Annotated in this window: 16 protein-coding genes; 15 read left to right on the top strand and 1 reads right to left on the bottom strand. The window is 35.4% G+C overall.

The features are described 5' to 3' along the window. Positions 1-66 precede the first annotated feature (66 nt). The 13 genes from BW980_RS14755 (at position 67) to BW980_RS14690 (ending at position 13,728) form a co-directional block, all read left to right on the top strand. A complete protein-coding gene (locus BW980_RS14755) occupies positions 67-420 on the top strand; it encodes a hypothetical protein (RefSeq protein ID WP_139327691.1) in 354 nt (117 codons plus the stop codon). An 80-nt stretch (positions 421-500) separates the two neighbouring features. Continuing rightward, a complete protein-coding gene (locus BW980_RS14750; protein WP_076455951.1) occupies positions 501-965 on the top strand; it encodes a hypothetical protein in 465 nt (154 codons plus the stop codon). A 377-nt stretch (positions 966-1,342) separates the two neighbouring features. Next, positions 1,343-1,981, top strand: coding sequence for an energy transducer TonB (locus tag BW980_RS14745; protein WP_083690488.1), 639 nt, complete (start codon positions 1,343-1,345; stop codon positions 1,979-1,981). Positions 1,982-2,183: 202 nt separating this feature from the next. Beyond that, complete coding sequence (locus tag BW980_RS14740; RefSeq protein WP_139327690.1) at positions 2,184-2,729, top strand: hypothetical protein; 546 nt, start codon at positions 2,184-2,186, stop codon at positions 2,727-2,729. 70 nt (positions 2,730-2,799) lie between these two features. Further along, positions 2,800-3,462, top strand: a complete 663-nt coding sequence (locus BW980_RS14735; protein ID WP_076455948.1) for a hypothetical protein — start codon at positions 2,800-2,802, stop codon at positions 3,460-3,462. 823 nt (positions 3,463-4,285) lie between these two features. Beyond that, a complete protein-coding gene (locus tag BW980_RS14725; RefSeq protein WP_076455946.1) occupies positions 4,286-5,512 on the top strand; it encodes a hypothetical protein in 1,227 nt (408 codons plus the stop codon). 166 nt (positions 5,513-5,678) lie between these two features. Continuing rightward, positions 5,679-8,075 carry an AAA family ATPase gene (locus BW980_RS14720; RefSeq protein WP_076455945.1) on the top strand — a complete coding sequence of 799 codons (2,397 nt, stop codon included), beginning with the start codon at positions 5,679-5,681 and terminating at the stop codon, positions 8,073-8,075. Positions 8,076-8,101: 26 nt separating this feature from the next. Next, positions 8,102-9,202: a hypothetical protein gene (locus tag BW980_RS14715; RefSeq protein ID WP_139327689.1), complete on the top strand. Its 1,101-nt coding sequence runs from the start codon at positions 8,102-8,104 to the stop codon at positions 9,200-9,202. Between the two features lie 346 nt (positions 9,203-9,548). Next, on the top strand, positions 9,549-10,274 hold the full coding sequence (locus BW980_RS14710; RefSeq protein ID WP_076456281.1) for a type IV toxin-antitoxin system AbiEi family antitoxin domain-containing protein: 726 nt from the start codon (positions 9,549-9,551) through the stop codon (positions 10,272-10,274). Further along, positions 10,271-11,257, top strand: a complete 987-nt coding sequence (locus BW980_RS14705) for a nucleotidyl transferase AbiEii/AbiGii toxin family protein (protein ID WP_076455943.1) — start codon at positions 10,271-10,273, stop codon at positions 11,255-11,257. The genes BW980_RS14710 and BW980_RS14705 overlap by 4 nt, the downstream gene beginning before the upstream one ends. 509 nt (positions 11,258-11,766) lie before the next feature. After that, positions 11,767-12,231: a hypothetical protein gene (locus BW980_RS14700; RefSeq protein WP_139327688.1), complete on the top strand. Its 465-nt coding sequence runs from the start codon at positions 11,767-11,769 to the stop codon at positions 12,229-12,231. Positions 12,232-12,577: 346 nt separating this feature from the next. Then, positions 12,578-13,309, top strand: a complete 732-nt coding sequence (locus BW980_RS14695; protein WP_076455941.1) for an outer membrane beta-barrel protein — start codon at positions 12,578-12,580, stop codon at positions 13,307-13,309. 26 nt (positions 13,310-13,335) lie between these two features. Next, the gene (locus BW980_RS14690; protein ID WP_076455940.1) at positions 13,336-13,728 is read left to right on the top strand and encodes a PH domain-containing protein; all 393 of its coding nucleotides are present in this window, start codon (positions 13,336-13,338) and stop codon (positions 13,726-13,728) included. A 105-nt stretch (positions 13,729-13,833) separates the two neighbouring features. On the opposite strand, the gene BW980_RS14685 is transcribed toward BW980_RS14690, so the two are convergent. After that, positions 13,834-14,178, bottom strand: coding sequence for a helix-turn-helix domain-containing protein (locus BW980_RS14685; RefSeq protein ID WP_175609900.1), 345 nt, complete (start codon positions 14,176-14,178; stop codon positions 13,834-13,836). Between the two features lie 245 nt (positions 14,179-14,423). On the opposite strand from BW980_RS14685, the gene BW980_RS14680 reads away from it, so the two are divergent. Further along, positions 14,424-15,149, top strand: coding sequence for a DUF6088 family protein (locus BW980_RS14680; RefSeq protein WP_076455938.1), 726 nt, complete (start codon positions 14,424-14,426; stop codon positions 15,147-15,149). Next, entirely contained in the window at positions 15,146-16,129 is a 984-nt protein-coding gene (locus tag BW980_RS14675; RefSeq protein ID WP_076455937.1) for a nucleotidyl transferase AbiEii/AbiGii toxin family protein, read from the top strand. Before BW980_RS14680 ends, BW980_RS14675 begins: the two co-directional genes overlap by 4 nt. Positions 16,130-16,154 lie beyond the last annotated feature (25 nt).

The raw sequence follows: 16,154 nt of genomic DNA, 5'->3' as shown, positions 1-16,154 counted from the left end.
TTTTTTTATGTCCAATCAGAAACGGAACTCTAATTTTGGATGTTTGGCAAAGCGGCCCCGTACCTATTGAAGGGCATTTTCCGGGAACAGTTGACGGGTCTTACTTATCGTACCGTGCCCGGGGAGCTACTCGTCGATATCCTAACCGATAAAGTAAAGGATGTCCAACCGCAGGGAAGAATGCGCCATAAGCTTAGGGTCGCTGACGATGTTCTCCAGATTGCCCTGGACTACCATCTAAAAAGACGTATCAAATTAGGTTGGAAGCCCGAAACCAGGGAAAAACACCGAAAAAACCTCCTTAAAATGTTCCTTTTCTTCCTTATAAGACCGAAATATGCGCTCTTGGACCCTATATCCATATTTATGAAAATCCAATCTTCTTTCAGGCCGATATCCATTGTACCACAAATTGCTTAAATTTATTAAAAGTCAAAGCTGGTTTTGAGACAGGCTGCCTTTGTAAGCAATTTAACCAATCAGAATTAAAAGACACATCAATGAAAAAATTTAAGCTATTGACAATCTTAATTGTTATTTTGACAATTTTATCTTTTAAGACCAAATCATCTGACAATACTCTTTCTAAAAAAGACTTCGATATTCATCATATTAATAAAGACAAAAACGGCATTATTGGAACTTGGATCAATAGCACTAATTCAAAAAAGTCTAAAAAATCAATAGCCGACAATATTCTAGAAATAAAATTTAAAAAAAATTTGACAGCAAAAATTAAAGTTTCCGACTCTAACGGAATAAGAGTTATAACTGGAAAATGGAGTTCGACAGAAACCGAAAATTTCAAGAAAATAGCAGGTAACAATGTGAATTTACCTTCTAATAGTATAATACTCGAATACCTTAGAAACGGAAAAGGAATGAACTTAATCACACTTTCAAAAGTAATAAAAAACGGAAAAGTTCAGCTAAAATCTAGAGAAGTCATATTTGAAAAAAAATAAAAAATAGCTTACAACACCAGTAACCGTCGCACAACCGTCATCAGCAATAAATTGATGGTTTTTGAATTATTCGAAATAATAAAAACCCAATATATCTGTTAGTTATATTTTACTAGAAATAACCTAACAAGTACGTGTTGATGGAATTCATAGCTGCGCAACAGGCCCAATGTATAACCGCAATTTATTCACAGCTCGCTGTTTTTCCCAAGGTCTTCATCGGTCGCTTCGCCCAGTCGGCAGATTCGTCTATCCCGAAACAAGTTCGGGAAATCCACTCGGAATTGCCAAGGTCTGTGCCATACCGAAAATAATCGCTAATTAACCCGTAACCGATGGTCATACGAGACCGCTAGATGTAATTTAAATAAACATTTATGACAAAAATTTTTATCCTACTCCTGTTATTCTCAAATCTAGCTATGAGCCAGGTAGATTCTGAAATCAAATATTTTAAAGATAAATATGGTAAAACAGAAGTTGAAAGTGGACCATATATGCTGGAAATAAAAAAAATTAATGACAGCGTTACAAATCATATTTTCTCAAAAACGAAAAAAGGTCAGAAAATTTGGTCTAAATCCTACTTGGGAAAACAACCCTATGGGTTATGGACACGATATGATAAAAAAGGGAATATTGAATCGACTAGAGACTATAATTTCACTCTAAAATATGGCGAATTTATTCCTGAAAACGCCATTAGATACTGGGAATTGGGAACAGCAACTCAATCTGATCCGAATAACCAAAAAATTCAGCAACATATCATAAAGCATTTTAGATATCCAGAGATAGCCGTAGAAAACGGAATTGAAGGAAGGGTTACTGTTCAATTCACCATAGATGAGACTGGAAAAGTCGATCATCTAAGCATTACGGAAGGCGCTGACATTGTATTAGATACCGAATGTTTTGCAATTATGAATTCTTTAAAACAATTAGAACCTTATAAAAAAAATGGACAAAGTGTATTAGTCTATAAAACAATCCCTATTACATTCAAACTGAAATAACAACTACTGCCGACAAAACCTGAACGAAATGCGGACTTCCATCCTAAATCGAAGGGTACTGTATATTTATAAAGTCCGCTAAATTGAAAATTACGCGACAGCGAAATATTTAATTTTGGCTTTGCAACAAAAAAGTAAAAATCAAAACCCGCCCGCCCGACAAGGTCGTAAAAAAATCATTGGGGCGGCCCTAAATCCAAAAATGGAAACCGTAAAAATACTTTTCTTCGTTTTAAGTTCCTTTTTCAAGACTGAAGGTGGGCAAATTGCCGCCGATACGACTACCGTTACCATAGATCCCAAGAGTCGGGAAATAGAAATTGTCCAAGAAAACCTATTTACGGTTATGCAATCGGAAAGCGACTCCATATTGGTTTCGGAACAATGGAAAAAGTTAAGCGATCCAAAAGCGGGCGCATATACTTGGGCAAGGGACCTGGACGCTTTCCCCATCAAGGACTTTGGTATTGAGGCGGTAAACAATAATCTCCAAACCCGTTTAAAACTTACCTATGCAAGCGAAAACGATTTACGTGTGATGGGCATTTGGTACGATGAAGGGAAAAATCAATTTTCCGTCAACCATACCCCCGAACAGCATATCACGACCAAGGAAGGACGGTTAAATGACAATTACTGGCTTTTTGATGGAGACCGTACTTTTAGTTTTACCCTGGAACCCTTTTTGGAAATGCCGGAGCGGTTTAAAAAATTTAAGAAAGGCCTGAACGAAATCATCGACGAATAGGCCATGGCAAGCCCGTCATACACGAACACGTGAGGACAATAAGGGCCCACTGCCCTACTTTGAATGCCCAATGAACGGATTTTTAAAAATAATACCCCTTTTTCTTCTGACACTTACCGTGTGTAGCGCACAGGATAAGGAAGCTTCCGATTTTATTCCCGAAGGATATACGGAATTTGAAAGCTTCCATGGGGATCTAAATGAAGATGGATTGAATGATTGTGTGCTGATCATCAAAAAGACCGATAGCGCCCAGGTGGTCACCAACCGCTTTGGCAAGAAAGTGGACAGAAATCGACGTGGGATCCTGGTCTTGTTCAAAACGGATAAAGCTTATCGGCTTGCCGATAAAAATTACGCCTGCTTTTCGTCGGAAAATGAAGATGGCGGGGTGTACTATCCTCCCGAATTATGGATTGAAATCAAAAATGGAAAACTGTATATACATTACAGTCATGGCAGGTATGGATCTTGGGTGTATACCTTCCGGTTTCAAAACTCCGGTTTTGAATTGATCGGCTACGATTCCAGCAGTAATCGTGGCCCCGTTACGAATAAGGAAACGAGTATCAACTTCCTGACCCAAAAGAAATTGATCAAGGAAAACACAAATTTGGACGCCGAAGGCGGGGATGAGACCTTTAGGGAAACCTGGAGTACCGTTGACATAGAAGACCTGATCAAACTATCGGAAATAAAGGACTTCATCGATTTGGAAATGTACCGCTATTAAACCCATACGACCCACGGAGCCCGGCAAAGCGATCGGGATGTAATCGTTTGACTTTTATTTTTGGCCTTATTACGATTATTTATGGTTTCACCCCAGTAGTTTATAAGGGCAGCAAATAGAAGGTGTTTTTTTTTAAAGAATTCATAACTAAGGCCCTACATCTATAAATTCCTACGCTTTATCGAAAAGCCCTTCATATAGATCTGGGCCCTTCTTTTTTGTAGGGCCATTTTGCGATATTTAAAGTTCTGTAGGAAAAGGATGTTGGGGATTGCGTGAAAATGGCCCTATGGATTACAGCACTAATTTTCCTTAAGATTTTAGCTACATTTTTTTGGGGATTACGCTTTTACGTAAGGCGGTAACCTTCAAAACGGAGATATTTGTAGCATGCCGTTTAAGCATCCGTATTTTCACAAAATCAGGAACAGTGCTATTACGCCCTATATCATATATAGTCGAAAAAAAGTATAAGATTTATACCAAATATGGTGGTTACGTGGCAAATGCCGTATATCCATTAGTTGTGGCGAATTGCCTTCGGCCGCGTCCCTACATCGAAAAAAGCAAGACGGGCAACACTCCGTACCCATACCTTTTTTCGATTCCCGGTGCGCTCAATACGCCACAACGGCCCGGGAAGGGCGGCGCAAAAATATAGGGAGCGACCTCCGAGAACCGTAGAGACCTCCCGAAGGAAAACGAAACACAACAAGGGATAAGCCCCACGGATGCGCAGCCCAGACCCTTAACGCGTTTGCTGCGCATCCGCAGGGCCTAGTCCCGGGCCGTTGGCACCAATGCTAGGAAAGAACATTACAATATGAAAATATACGCTGAAGATAGACTCGATAATTTACTTGGAAGTAAAAGACATGAATTAAAACAAAGAATTGAATCTGAAACCGAAGATTATATTCTTAACGTCGGGGAGGAACAATATGTTGAATATTTGAAATCAGAATTCACACTTGATATTCCAGAGATTCATACAGATAAAGTATATGCTGATACTTATGAAAGAGAAATTCATGCAAGTAGATTCCCTGGAGAGTTTATGATTACGAATCCAAATCAATCTTTTAAGAAAGATATAATTGTTTACCACATTCCATATTCGGGTTCGATTGACCTTTTAAAATTTCGACCAAGCTCATGGACTACAATGGCGGGTTATGAAATCCAAATAGACAGAAGTTCACGAACGATAGTGTTAGAGTATGTTAATTTCTATAATGACCCTGAGAAAATTAAACGGTCATATGATGATTCAGTAAGGTATATTTTTGGTTCTTATCAAGCTTTAAAAAGTGATATTGAAGGTTATAACAATTCTTTAGAAGGTTTTATACGCTCCACTTTGAATTCTCGAAGACAACAAATAGCACAAAAATCAGACTTTCTTTCTTCACTTGGAGTACCAATAAAAAAGAAAGGTAATACATCACAAACTTTTGCAGTTCCACAACCAAAACTTAAACAGAAAATTCAGGTTAGACCAGTAGTTCACTCAAAAGGATTTAAACCAGAACCAACCTTGGATAATGATAATTACTTTAAAATTCTAAAAATCATAAATGATGTAGGAAAGAATTTTGAAAGATTACCATCAGTATATTCTGGAAAATATGAAGAGCATTTACGAGACCATATTTTATTAACGCTTGACCCAAATTTTGAATTTGGAAGTGCTAGCGGTGAGACTTTCAACAAAACTGGAAAAACGGATATTCAATTACGATATGATAGCTCTGTTGTATTCGTTGCAGAATGCAAGTTTTGGACAGGCGAAAAGGGATTTTTAAGTACAATTGACCAGTTGCTTGGTTATTTGACATGGCGTGATTCGAAAACTTCAGTAGTAATCTTTGTAAGCAATAAGAATTTCACATCAGTTCTTGACACATCTAAAGAAGCGATTAAAAATCATCCAAATTATATTAGTGAAAAAGCAGCAAGTGATAATAACTGGACAAATTATAGATTTTCATTACCTGATGACCCAAATAAGGAGATTCAAATGGCTTTACAGATGTTTCATTTACCTTAATCAATAAAGCACAGGTGCCAACACGCAATATACGTAAGCTGGGCGATGTAGCGAATTTGAGCCTTTGTGCATTTACTCAAAATCACAACGGTTTGATAGGAACGTGCTTCGAAATCCCAGCCTCCGCATATTGCCACCGTTGTATGCAAGCTAAGAATTAACAGATATGATAAAGAGCAAAGAAGAATTTTTAAAAGAATTAGTGACTTATCCTGAACTAAAGGATAATGTTATAGCCTATGTCTTTGCTGCAAATCCTGACCTCAATATTAGTGACAAAACATCCTTTTTTGACAACGTCAAAAATTACTATGAGCAATACAAGAACCAGAAACCCGATATTGAATTTATTCAAGAACAAGGAGAGGACGAGATAGAGAAATGGAAAGGAATTGACCTGCGTATTAAATCAATACGGTTAAAATCTGTCAGAGGGTTTCCGAAAAGTGAGTTGCCTTTCGGAGTTGATTTGGTAAACGAAAAAGACGAACCCCAAAGTATGGTTATTCTTGGCGGTAACGCTACAGGTAAATCATCCTTGTATGATGCTATTGAATTTGTGTATTGCGATGCTATAGGTGAGGCCCAACTGAGACATTTCGAAAAAGGAAATGAAGATCGATACAGACTTTTCTTAGGACACTTTGAAAACGGCATTGAAAATACCTTTTGTGTTCTTGAAACGGTGGACAAAAAGTTGGACCTGCAAGAATCACCGAACATCCCAGAATCAGTAAAGAGAAGGATTAACCCAAACACTCATTTTATAAGCGATTATGATGTCTATGAAAATGGGCAATTGAATTATGAAAAAAATGTTCTGCGTTCATTTCACAATCAAATAGCAAAAAGTATTGGTTTAGAAGATTTGCTTGAATTTAATAAGCGTCTAAAGGCATTTGTACTGTATAGGCGGTATAAAGAAAGTAAGGGTATCAACGCTTCCAAAAAAAATATTGAAACTCAGAAACAAATAGTTGAAACGAACAATAAGGCAATAGCGGAAAGAAAAGTAAAGCTTGAACAGCTTAAAAAAAATCAAAAAGCAAATCCAGAGGAAAACGCTATTAAAGGTTTGATTGAAACATTGGGACAATTAAAGCAAAATCGTTTTTCATTGCCGTCACTCAATAACCGTATAAAGGAATCTAAAACACAATTTGAAAATGCCTACACCGACTTTGTTTCCAAACAGGTAAAAAGCGCAGGTTTAAATGAGCTACAATTTCTAAATCTTGGTAAGGAACTTTTGAATAAGTATGAAAACTGCCCATTCTGCGAAAATTCAAAATCCCAGAAAGATGAAATAAAGTCAAGTGTCAATCTGCGTATTGAAAGGATTAAAAGCCTTAATGAGGCTGCACAAAAAGTTCAAAAAGCGCAAGGAGATATCGTAGAATTAATCACTCATTTTTATTCCCAGTTGAACAGCCTGAAAAATGCTATCACACGAGAAATGGGGGCTCTGAAAGATAAAGCTGAACTTTCCGAATTAAATCAAAAAGAAAGTATCTTTTTAGGCTATTTATCAAATCTTTTGGCGAATGACTTCTTTACTGATATTTCAAATTTTGAAGAAAATCCGAATTACTTAAAAGACAAAAGCAAGTATGTTGCAGGCCTTTTAAAAAGACACTCTGAATTTCTTAACTCCATATCAGAGATAGAATCAAAGACAACGGATTTTTTTGAAGAAAGGAATGGTGAGCTCCAGAAAATTGATGATCTTATTAAAAGTAAAACGCAGACTAAAAGTGTTACTGAACAGATTATTGAATTAAACAAGGAAGTCACCGACTTTGAAGCTCAAGTCCGGACAGCCAATCAGGTAATTACTACAGAACAAAAAAATGTGGAAGAACTTGAAAAGATTCAGTCTCTTTTTAACGAAATAAAGGAAGCCACTAAGGAGTACGAGAAACACGCTTCCCTCAAAATAAATGAAGCAGTCAATGTAGCCTTTAATCCCATAAAGCTGATAGTGGAAGAAGTGCTTGAAACGTACTTTAAAATGGATAATCGGAATATTGATTTAATCATTTCCAAAGTACCAGATGAGTATGATGAAGAAACCGGAGAGATACTCAGTGAAGTCATTACTGCACAGATAAAGCCTAAGAACCAGAACATAGAACCACAGGCAGTCGGAAAGATTCTAAATACATTTCACTACCGGTTATTTTCTACAATGGTAGGCATTGCAATTGCTATTGCCTCGAGAAAAAATACACAAATCAACCTACCGTTAGTTCTTGATGATATTTTTTACGCAAGCGATTTCGAAAATCGTGCTACTGTGGAAACATTCATTGAAGCTTTGTTCAAGATGTTTGGAGATTTCACCCCTGAATTACCATTACAGTTGATTCTTTTTACACATGATCAACTAATATTCGAGAGTGCGGTCAAAGTACTTAGTGAGAAAAGGTCTAAACATGATACTGCATTTGCAAAACTATTTCCACATTCTGTAGCTTCAAAAGCAGATGGATACAATAATATTATTTACAAGTTTCCAGTTTATTATCCCAATAAACTGATAAATAAATCTATTAAAGTTTGATGAGGACATTTTTTAAAATACTGTTAGTGGCTTTGTCACTTTGTGCTATTGGAGTATTAGTTTGGAGGAATAATGTAAATGAACTTCAATTACAGCAACAAAAAGAAGTTACGGAAATAATTGAAACCTCCATCGAAAATGAAGTTCAAAATGGATCGCTTTTGCCGGAAGTAGTCTTTATCAGTGCCGATTCCTCAAGAAAGCAAGAACTGACAGATTCATTATTAAAACAGATAACTACTGTCCTTACAGACAAATACCTATATAACCGAGAATTATCGATTGATGAAATTACTTTAAAACCATTTTTTATATTACCTAATAAACCTGATAGCTCTGGCAACTACATCTTGACTGAAAAACAACTTAATGAGCTGAAAGCCCATATTGATTTTCTTACTAAACAGGTTGAAAAGGAGGTTGATCGAACCAAAGAGGAAGTAGGCCGTGATATTGATAGGCTCAATACATGGGTTTCCATTTGGATAGGAGTAATTGGCTTTTTAGGGATTTTTATTCCAATTGTGCTCAATCTTGATGTTTCAAAACGAGCATCAGAAGCAAAAGCTTACTCTGAAATGGCTAAAAGTGATGCTAATAAAGCTTCTGAACGAGCCAATAAAGCCTTAGACATAATAAATAATGCCCAACCTCAAATAGATAAAATAGACGGCCTAGAAGAAAAAGTTACGAATGCGGACAGTAAATCGAAATCTGCTTTTAGTAAAGCAGAAACAGCGATAACTGATACTATTGAAGTTAAGCGCAATTTGTCCGTGATTATTGCAATAAATAAATTAAAAGAATTTGGCCCTCAAACGCTTATCCGGCTTAATAAAGATCAAGCATTACCTTATTATGTCAATATGCTGAAGGAAATTTTAATAGAGATGAAAAATAATGCTGAACACTTTGAGAATGAGCTAATGAAGAATTGGCTTGAACAAATAGCCATTAATAATCAAAGTCTTTCACTATACCGGTTTATAAATCCTGAACAAACACGATTGCTGAATAATTATGCGGTACTAGTAATTAATTCACTTGAAAATTATAACCGACAAAAGTATGATCAAATTGTTAATGGTTTAGAAGAATTGATTGCTAACCTAAATACGAACGATTAAAATCCAGCATATAACAACAGTAACCCTTGCTCAAGCCGTTGATTCTCCACGGAACGAATTCATATAAGCCTCATAAAGGTGCTATATCACAGGTATTAAAAAGAAGGATATTTATGAAAATCCAACCTTCTTTCAGGCCGATAGGCCGTATATCACAAATTGCGTATGTATTCAAAATCAAAGGTGGTTTTGAGACAGACTGACTTTGGGCGTCATCTAAAAATAGCACTCTGAAAATCAATAAATAAAAAAAGGAAGGTGTTACTTTCCAAATAAATTATTTTTTTGTCCAGTTTATTAGTTAAAAAACTGGACATTTTTATTAGATTTGAATAAACAAAAAACTTTGAAAGTAACTGAATATATTAGAAATACGATAGACCGATTACCAAAAGGATATATCTTCACCTATGAGGACTTTGATATTGATGTGAACAAAAAAGAAGCTATTATCAAAGCCTTAAATCGTATGGTAAATTCAGGCAAAATTGAAAAACTATCAAAAGGAAAGTACTTCAAGCCTGAAAAAACCCCTTTCGGTACTCTTCAACCTAGTCAAGAACAAATAGTTAAAGACTTAATAAATGAAGATGGAAAAGTGGTTGGGTACCTAACCGGCTATAGCATATATAATAAGCTAGGATTAACAACTCAAGTTAGTAATATAATACAAATAGGAAAAAATCAAACACGTCCTAAATTCAAACGAGAGCGTTACACGATATCATTTATCAAACAAAAAAATATAATTACCAAAAAAAATATTCCTCTATTACGGATTCTAGATTCAATTAAGTATGTAAAGAAAATACCCGACACTACCATAGAAACATCTTGTTTAAGGTTTTTGGAAATAATTAGAAAATTAAGTTTAGATGATAAAAAAGAATTAATACGACTGTCTTTAAAGTATCCACCATCTACAAGAGCTTTATTAGGTGCATTATTAGATGAAATACAAAATAAATCAATAACGATTAGCTTGAAAGAATCCCTAAATCCAATTACTAAATATGAGATCCCTGGTGTAAAAAAAGTATTAACTAAAGCTTCTAACTGGAATATCATATGAAACTTCATCTAGACAAAAAGCTATTTAGACAAGCTATACAGTTTACATCTGACCAAATGCAAATACCCGCAATATTTGTAGAAAAAGACTATTGGGTGACATATGCACTTTTTACAATATTCAATGATAAAATTGGTAGTGATACAGTTTTCAAAGGTGGAACAGCATTATCTAAATGTTACAACATAATTGAAAGATTTTCAGAAGACATTGACCTAGTTGTCTTAAGAAGAGAGGGAGAATCAAATAATAAACTTACCACTAAAATAAGAACAATTAGTAATGTAGTGAGCAATGTACTGCCAGAAATAGAAATAGCAGGTTTAACTCACAAAATGGGAATGAATCGTAAAACAGCACACTCATACAACAAAGAATTTAAAGGAGATTATGGTCAAATAAGAGATGCTATTGTGGTGGAAGCTACTTGGCTTGGATACTTTGAACCCCATATAACTAAAAGTGTTTGCTCTTTTATAGGTGAAATGATGATGAACAATGAACAACGTGAAATCGCTAAAGAACAAAATTTATTACCATTCAATGTACTTGTTTTAGAACCAAGTAGAACTATTTGTGAAAAAATTATGAGTTTAGTTCGGTTCTCATATGGAGAAAACCCAATTACAGATTTAAAGAATAAAATTAGACACGTATATGACCTAAACCAACTTCTTTCTGTAAAAGAACTGCTTACCTATTTTAAATCAAAAGAATTTGACATTATGCTATTAAAAGTTGCACAAGATGATGTAGCTAGCTTTAAAAACAACAATGAATGGCTGAAAAATCATCCTATTAATTCATTAATATTTGAAAACCCAGCAAAAGTGTGGACTGATTTGAAAATCGTATATGAGTCAGACTTTAAGAACTTGGTTTATGGTTCTTTTCCAGATGAAACAGAATTATTAAATACTTTAATCCTCATTCAGGAAAGAATAAAAACGATTGATTGGAATATCAAATTGGAAAACAAATAAAGACGAACGCACAATCGAGTAGACGGGTCCGCCCCTAATTAGGGACGGACTGCGCCTCTCACACCACCTGCCATACGGGTCTTCCCGCAGCCGGTGCGGAACGGGCCGTATACGGCGGTTCGCAATCCATCTTTCCCATCGTTCTTTACAACAATTGAAACTATTCCATACTTTAGAATAGGCTACAAATTTTCTTGGAAATCGGTCCCCCAATTAATGAAAACTCGCTTTCTTCAGATGTAACCTCGCGGTTACCACCCTTGCGACTTACTAATGGTTCAAGGCGTTACCCCTGCCCATAAGGGACTTGCACCCTCTAGATTAATTAACTACATTTCTGTAGCGTAAAAGATGCCCATACTGGGCACACACAACACCTATACGCAATGCCCTTCGGGACACTGCGCATAGCCAAACCGTTGGCAATAATTATGAATCATATCAAATACTTCATCTTTTTAATCTTCATTTTAGTTTCTGTGAATGTCAATTCTCAAGACACTTTGGCTATGGAAGAAGTCTATATTGAGAATGATTTAGTTTATAGATATTCCGATGATAATCGTTTTACGGGGGTTGCCCAATTAACAAGGCGGAATGGAGAGGTTTATTTAGAGGAAGTTTATAAGGACGGAGTAATATTATTTGAATATCAATACTTCAAGGGAACTGAAAAAAAGTTAATGTACAAGACGGACTATAATCGATATAAGCTTTGGTCTAAAGAAAAAGAGTATTACTATCCAAAATCAGGTAAATGGACTCAAATAACAAGCTTTGATGAAAACGGAAAAAAGGTATTAATTGAACAGTTTGAAAAGGAAAAACTAACCTATAGTTGTCAATATTCTGGGAAAAAGAAAAATGGACAGGAGCTTTGTTATGATGATGATGGAAATCAATTGACTTTCGAGTATGTTAACGGAAAAAAAGTGAAGGATAAGAAACGAAAAGCAAAACAGGGCGAAAAATAACTATTGCCAACACAAGTAACCCTTCCACAACCCCTCATCAGCAATAAATTGATGGTTTTTGAATTATAAAAAATAATAAAAACCCATTATATCTGTTAGTTATATTTTACTAGAAATAACCTAACAAGTAGGTATTGATGGAATTCATGCTTGTGCAACAGGCACAAAATCACTCTTACTTTTAAACTAATAGATTCTTATAAATATTCTACCTTCAACTCAAGAAACAAACATACGAACCCAAGCATTAGGCAGAAGCCGCTACGATATAGAAACATCCTTTACACATTTTTAGATTACAATTTGAAGCAAATTCAAATGGTAGTCTTAGAAAGATTTAACGATTATGAAACAGAAAATTTTATTGATTTTTATGATTGGGTTTTTAACCCAAATTTATTCACAAGACAAGAAAACTGAAATTCAATTATCTCTTGGCCCAACATTTTCAATCCCAAAAACGAGTGAATTAGCTAATACGAATGTTGACGGAAGCCCTGAAATCAAATCCTCAGTACATATTGGAGCATATATTTTACCAAGTGTAAACTATTCGCTCAATGAAAAATCCTCTCTTGACTTTGGAATTGGATTTTATCTGGATCGGTTTTCTATCGAAAACAAAATTGGACCGGTCACCAACAAAGGAAACCGAAGTATTAGCCAAATTCAAACGCCAATAAACTTTAACTTCCATTTTGGTCAAGATAATTCTTATCAACTTGGAATTGGAGGATTTGCAAGTTTTCTATTATCTGCCAAAGAAAAAGGAGATACCATAACCGACTTTTCGCAACTTGACATATTTAACCCGAACGACCCAAATTTTAATAATAACGCTACAATAAGTTATGACAATAACCTTAAGGATAATTATAATTCAGTTGGTGTTGGTGCATTCGTTCAGTTAAAGAAAAGTATATCCTTTTCGACTGATAAAAAGGGGTTTATACTTCTAAGAATCAACCAATATTTTAATTCCATAAAGAACAATGACGCTGATTCGAACCAATTTATTGAATTTAAGAACGAAAAAGAGCCTACAACAATAAATTTAGGTATTGGAATAATATTATAACGTAGGCTGACAACAGATATACCCTAATGGACCTTTTAAGCCTCTTGCTGCTTTCCATCACGGGGTATATGCTCTACCAAAACGAGCCTGTGGAAGCCATCCTCTCCCTTGTCGGGACCTTTGCATTGATCTATGGCTTCTGCCTATACCTCAACCTTTCCACCCAATACACGATCAGCGACAAGGGCTGCTTAAAGCTCAAATGCGCTCTACTGTACAACAAAACCTTCGATATCGACCGGTTCACCTCCATTCGCAAGTCCAATAACCTGATGTCATCCCCTGCGCCTTCCCTAGACCGGATCGAACTGGCTTATGGAAAATTCGACCTGCTCATTATTTCCCCCAAAAACAAAAAACAATTTGCAGAAGACGTGTTGAGCATAAATCCGAAAACCGAAAACCACTTAGCGGAATAAAAGGGGAGCAACGGAGGCCATTGCTCCCTAGTTTGTGCTTCCCTAACCATAAGAATTTACAGGCCATACCAGGGTTTTGCCCTCAAGCCCTGCGGGACACCTGCCCTATACCCCTGAAGTTTTTAAGCGACTAGGAAGGTAATTGTACTTTCGTTTAAAGGCCGCCGTAAAATGTTGCGGATTCTTATAGCCGACCCTATAGGCCGTTTCGCTAATGGTACACCCCTCGTCCCGGGTCAGTTTTTTAGCCTCCTCCATTCGCAACTCGGTCACATAGGTAAAAATAGGCTTCCCAAAGACCCATTTAAAATTCTGCTTCAGCTTAAACTGGTTAATTCCCGTAATCACCGATAGCTCTAAAATCGTAGGCGGGTTTTGAAGGTTCTTTTTTAGTACGCTTTCCGCATAGAGTTTTTGAATAGTCCTCTTGGGGCAAGCGGATGTAGTCAAGGCCAACAAACAATTAAATAATGTTGACAGTATTAAAAACTACTTGGTTCGACTATGGTAAAAAGGAATATTGCGGAGAAACACTCGGACGACAAATTCTCATTTATCAAAGCATATAGACTATTTATTGACTTTGCCAAGGAAGGAATAAAAACTGAAACAAATCAATAACAAAGAAAATAGAATGTCAAGTATTATGTTTCGTTTACTTGACAAATAATTAAAATGTCGTACTTTTGTTTTTAATGAAAATCACTCAAAAAATAGAAAAGCGAATCAACAAGATAAAAGAAGGTACTACTTTTAAGTATCAACAACTTCCTATTAAATCAAACGAATATAGTGCAGCTGCAAAGGCAATTGAACGTTTAATTAAAAAAGGAATCATCAAAAGAGTTTCAACAGGAGTTTTTTATAAACCTAAACAAACCGTTTTTGGAGAATTAAAACCCAATGAAGAAGAATTATTGAAAGCTTATTTGTTTCAAAACAATAAAAGAATCGCTTACATAACAGGCATTTCTTTATACAACAGAATGGGTTTAACAACCCAAGTTCCAAGAATTATAAAAATTGCAAGTAGAGATAAACGAATAACAGTATCAATTGGAAATATTAAAGGGAATCCAGTAAAAAGTTATGTAGATGTAACAGATAGAAACTACATTCTGTTAGAAATTTTAGACGCCTTAAAAGATTTTAAAAAAATACCTGATTTAGACAAGGGTTCGGGAATCAAAATTATTTCGAACCAACTAAAAAAACTAAACACAAAAGAGATAAAACTACTCATTAACTGTGCATTATCTTATCCACCTAGGGTTAGAGCTTTTTTGGGTTCTTTACTAGAACAAATAGACTTATCAATTGAACTCAAAACATTAAAAAAGAGTCTTAATCCCCTTTCTGAATATAACTACGGAATTGATAAAAAAATACTACCAACCACAACTAATTGGAATATGAAATGAAACTACACGAAAATAAAGAACTATTCCAAGATGCTATAATCGCAACTGCTCAACAAAAAGAAATTCCAGAAATCTATATTGAAAAGGATTATTGGGTAACATTTGCTTTGTATGCCATTTTCAACAGTGAGATTGGAAAAGAAACCGTTTTCAAAGGAGGCACGGCACTGTCTAAATGTAATCAGTTAATCGACAGATTTTCAGAAGATATTGATTTAGTAGTTTTAAGAAAGGAAGGAGAATCAAACAATCAACTTAAATCGAAAATTACAATGATTTCAAAATGTGTTACCGATGTGATTCCAGAAATAGAAATTGACGGAATAACTCACAAAATGGGTATGATACGGAAAACTGCTCACAGGTATAAAAAGAGTTTTGATGGGGATTTTGGACAAGTAAGAGACAATATCATTGTAGAATCTTCTTGGCTAGGACATTTTGAACCATATACTAAAGGCACAGTATCATCCTACATTTACGAAATGATGTTGAAAGCTAACCAAGAGGATATCATTAATCAATATGCAATGAAACCTTTTGATGTTTTAATATTAAGTACCAAAAGGACTCTATGCGAAAAAATAATGAGTTTAGTTCGCTTCTCTCAAACAGAAAACCCCATAACTGATTTGAGCAATAAGATTCGACATACTTATGATATTCACATGATGTTAAAAGATGATGAACTCAACTCATTTTTCAATTCTACAGCATTTGACGTAATGCTATTAAAAGTAGCCAATGATGATGTGCAAAGCTTTAAAAACAATAATAATTGGTTATCAAACCATCCAATAAGCACCATATTATTTTCAGACACAGAAAACACTTGGAATCAAATCAAAGACACTTATGAAACCCGTTTTAGGGAATTAGTTTTTGGCGAGTTTCCATCAGAAAATGAAATCATGAATACCATAAAAGTAATTGCCAAAAGACTAAAAACAGTTGAGTGGAACATTGAAACGGGAAAATAGCCAACGCTTAAAGCCATACTCATTT

This window comes from Zobellia uliginosa, from assembly GCF_900156625.1.
In the GTDB taxonomy this organism is placed as follows: domain Bacteria; phylum Bacteroidota; class Bacteroidia; order Flavobacteriales; family Flavobacteriaceae; genus Zobellia; species Zobellia uliginosa.
This window is presented reverse-complemented; position numbering and strand designations above follow the sequence as displayed.

What these genes read in the sequence shown, in the direction of transcription:
- BW980_RS14750 (WP_076455951.1), top strand. Translation starts at nt 501, where the DNA reads ATGAAAAAATTTAAGCTATTGACAATCTTAATTGTTATTTTGACAATT.
- BW980_RS14745 (WP_083690488.1), top strand. Translation starts at nt 1,343, where the DNA reads ATGACAAAAATTTTTATCCTACTCCTGTTATTCTCAAATCTAGCTATG.
- BW980_RS14740 (WP_139327690.1), top strand. Translation starts at nt 2,184, where the DNA reads ATGGAAACCGTAAAAATACTTTTCTTCGTTTTAAGTTCCTTTTTCAAG.
- BW980_RS14735 (WP_076455948.1), top strand. Translation starts at nt 2,800, where the DNA reads ATGAACGGATTTTTAAAAATAATACCCCTTTTTCTTCTGACACTTACC.
- BW980_RS14725 (WP_076455946.1), top strand. Translation starts at nt 4,286, where the DNA reads ATGAAAATATACGCTGAAGATAGACTCGATAATTTACTTGGAAGTAAA.
- BW980_RS14720 (WP_076455945.1), top strand. Translation starts at nt 5,679, where the DNA reads ATGATAAAGAGCAAAGAAGAATTTTTAAAAGAATTAGTGACTTATCCT.
- BW980_RS14705 (WP_076455943.1), top strand. Translation starts at nt 10,271, where the DNA reads ATGAAACTTCATCTAGACAAAAAGCTATTTAGACAAGCTATACAGTTT.
- BW980_RS14700 (WP_139327688.1), top strand. Translation starts at nt 11,767, where the DNA reads ATGGAAGAAGTCTATATTGAGAATGATTTAGTTTATAGATATTCCGAT.
- BW980_RS14695 (WP_076455941.1), top strand. Translation starts at nt 12,578, where the DNA reads ATGAAACAGAAAATTTTATTGATTTTTATGATTGGGTTTTTAACCCAA.
- BW980_RS14690 (WP_076455940.1), top strand. Translation starts at nt 13,336, where the DNA reads ATGGACCTTTTAAGCCTCTTGCTGCTTTCCATCACGGGGTATATGCTC.
- BW980_RS14680 (WP_076455938.1), top strand. Translation starts at nt 14,424, where the DNA reads ATGAAAATCACTCAAAAAATAGAAAAGCGAATCAACAAGATAAAAGAA.
- BW980_RS14675 (WP_076455937.1), top strand. Translation starts at nt 15,146, where the DNA reads ATGAAACTACACGAAAATAAAGAACTATTCCAAGATGCTATAATCGCA.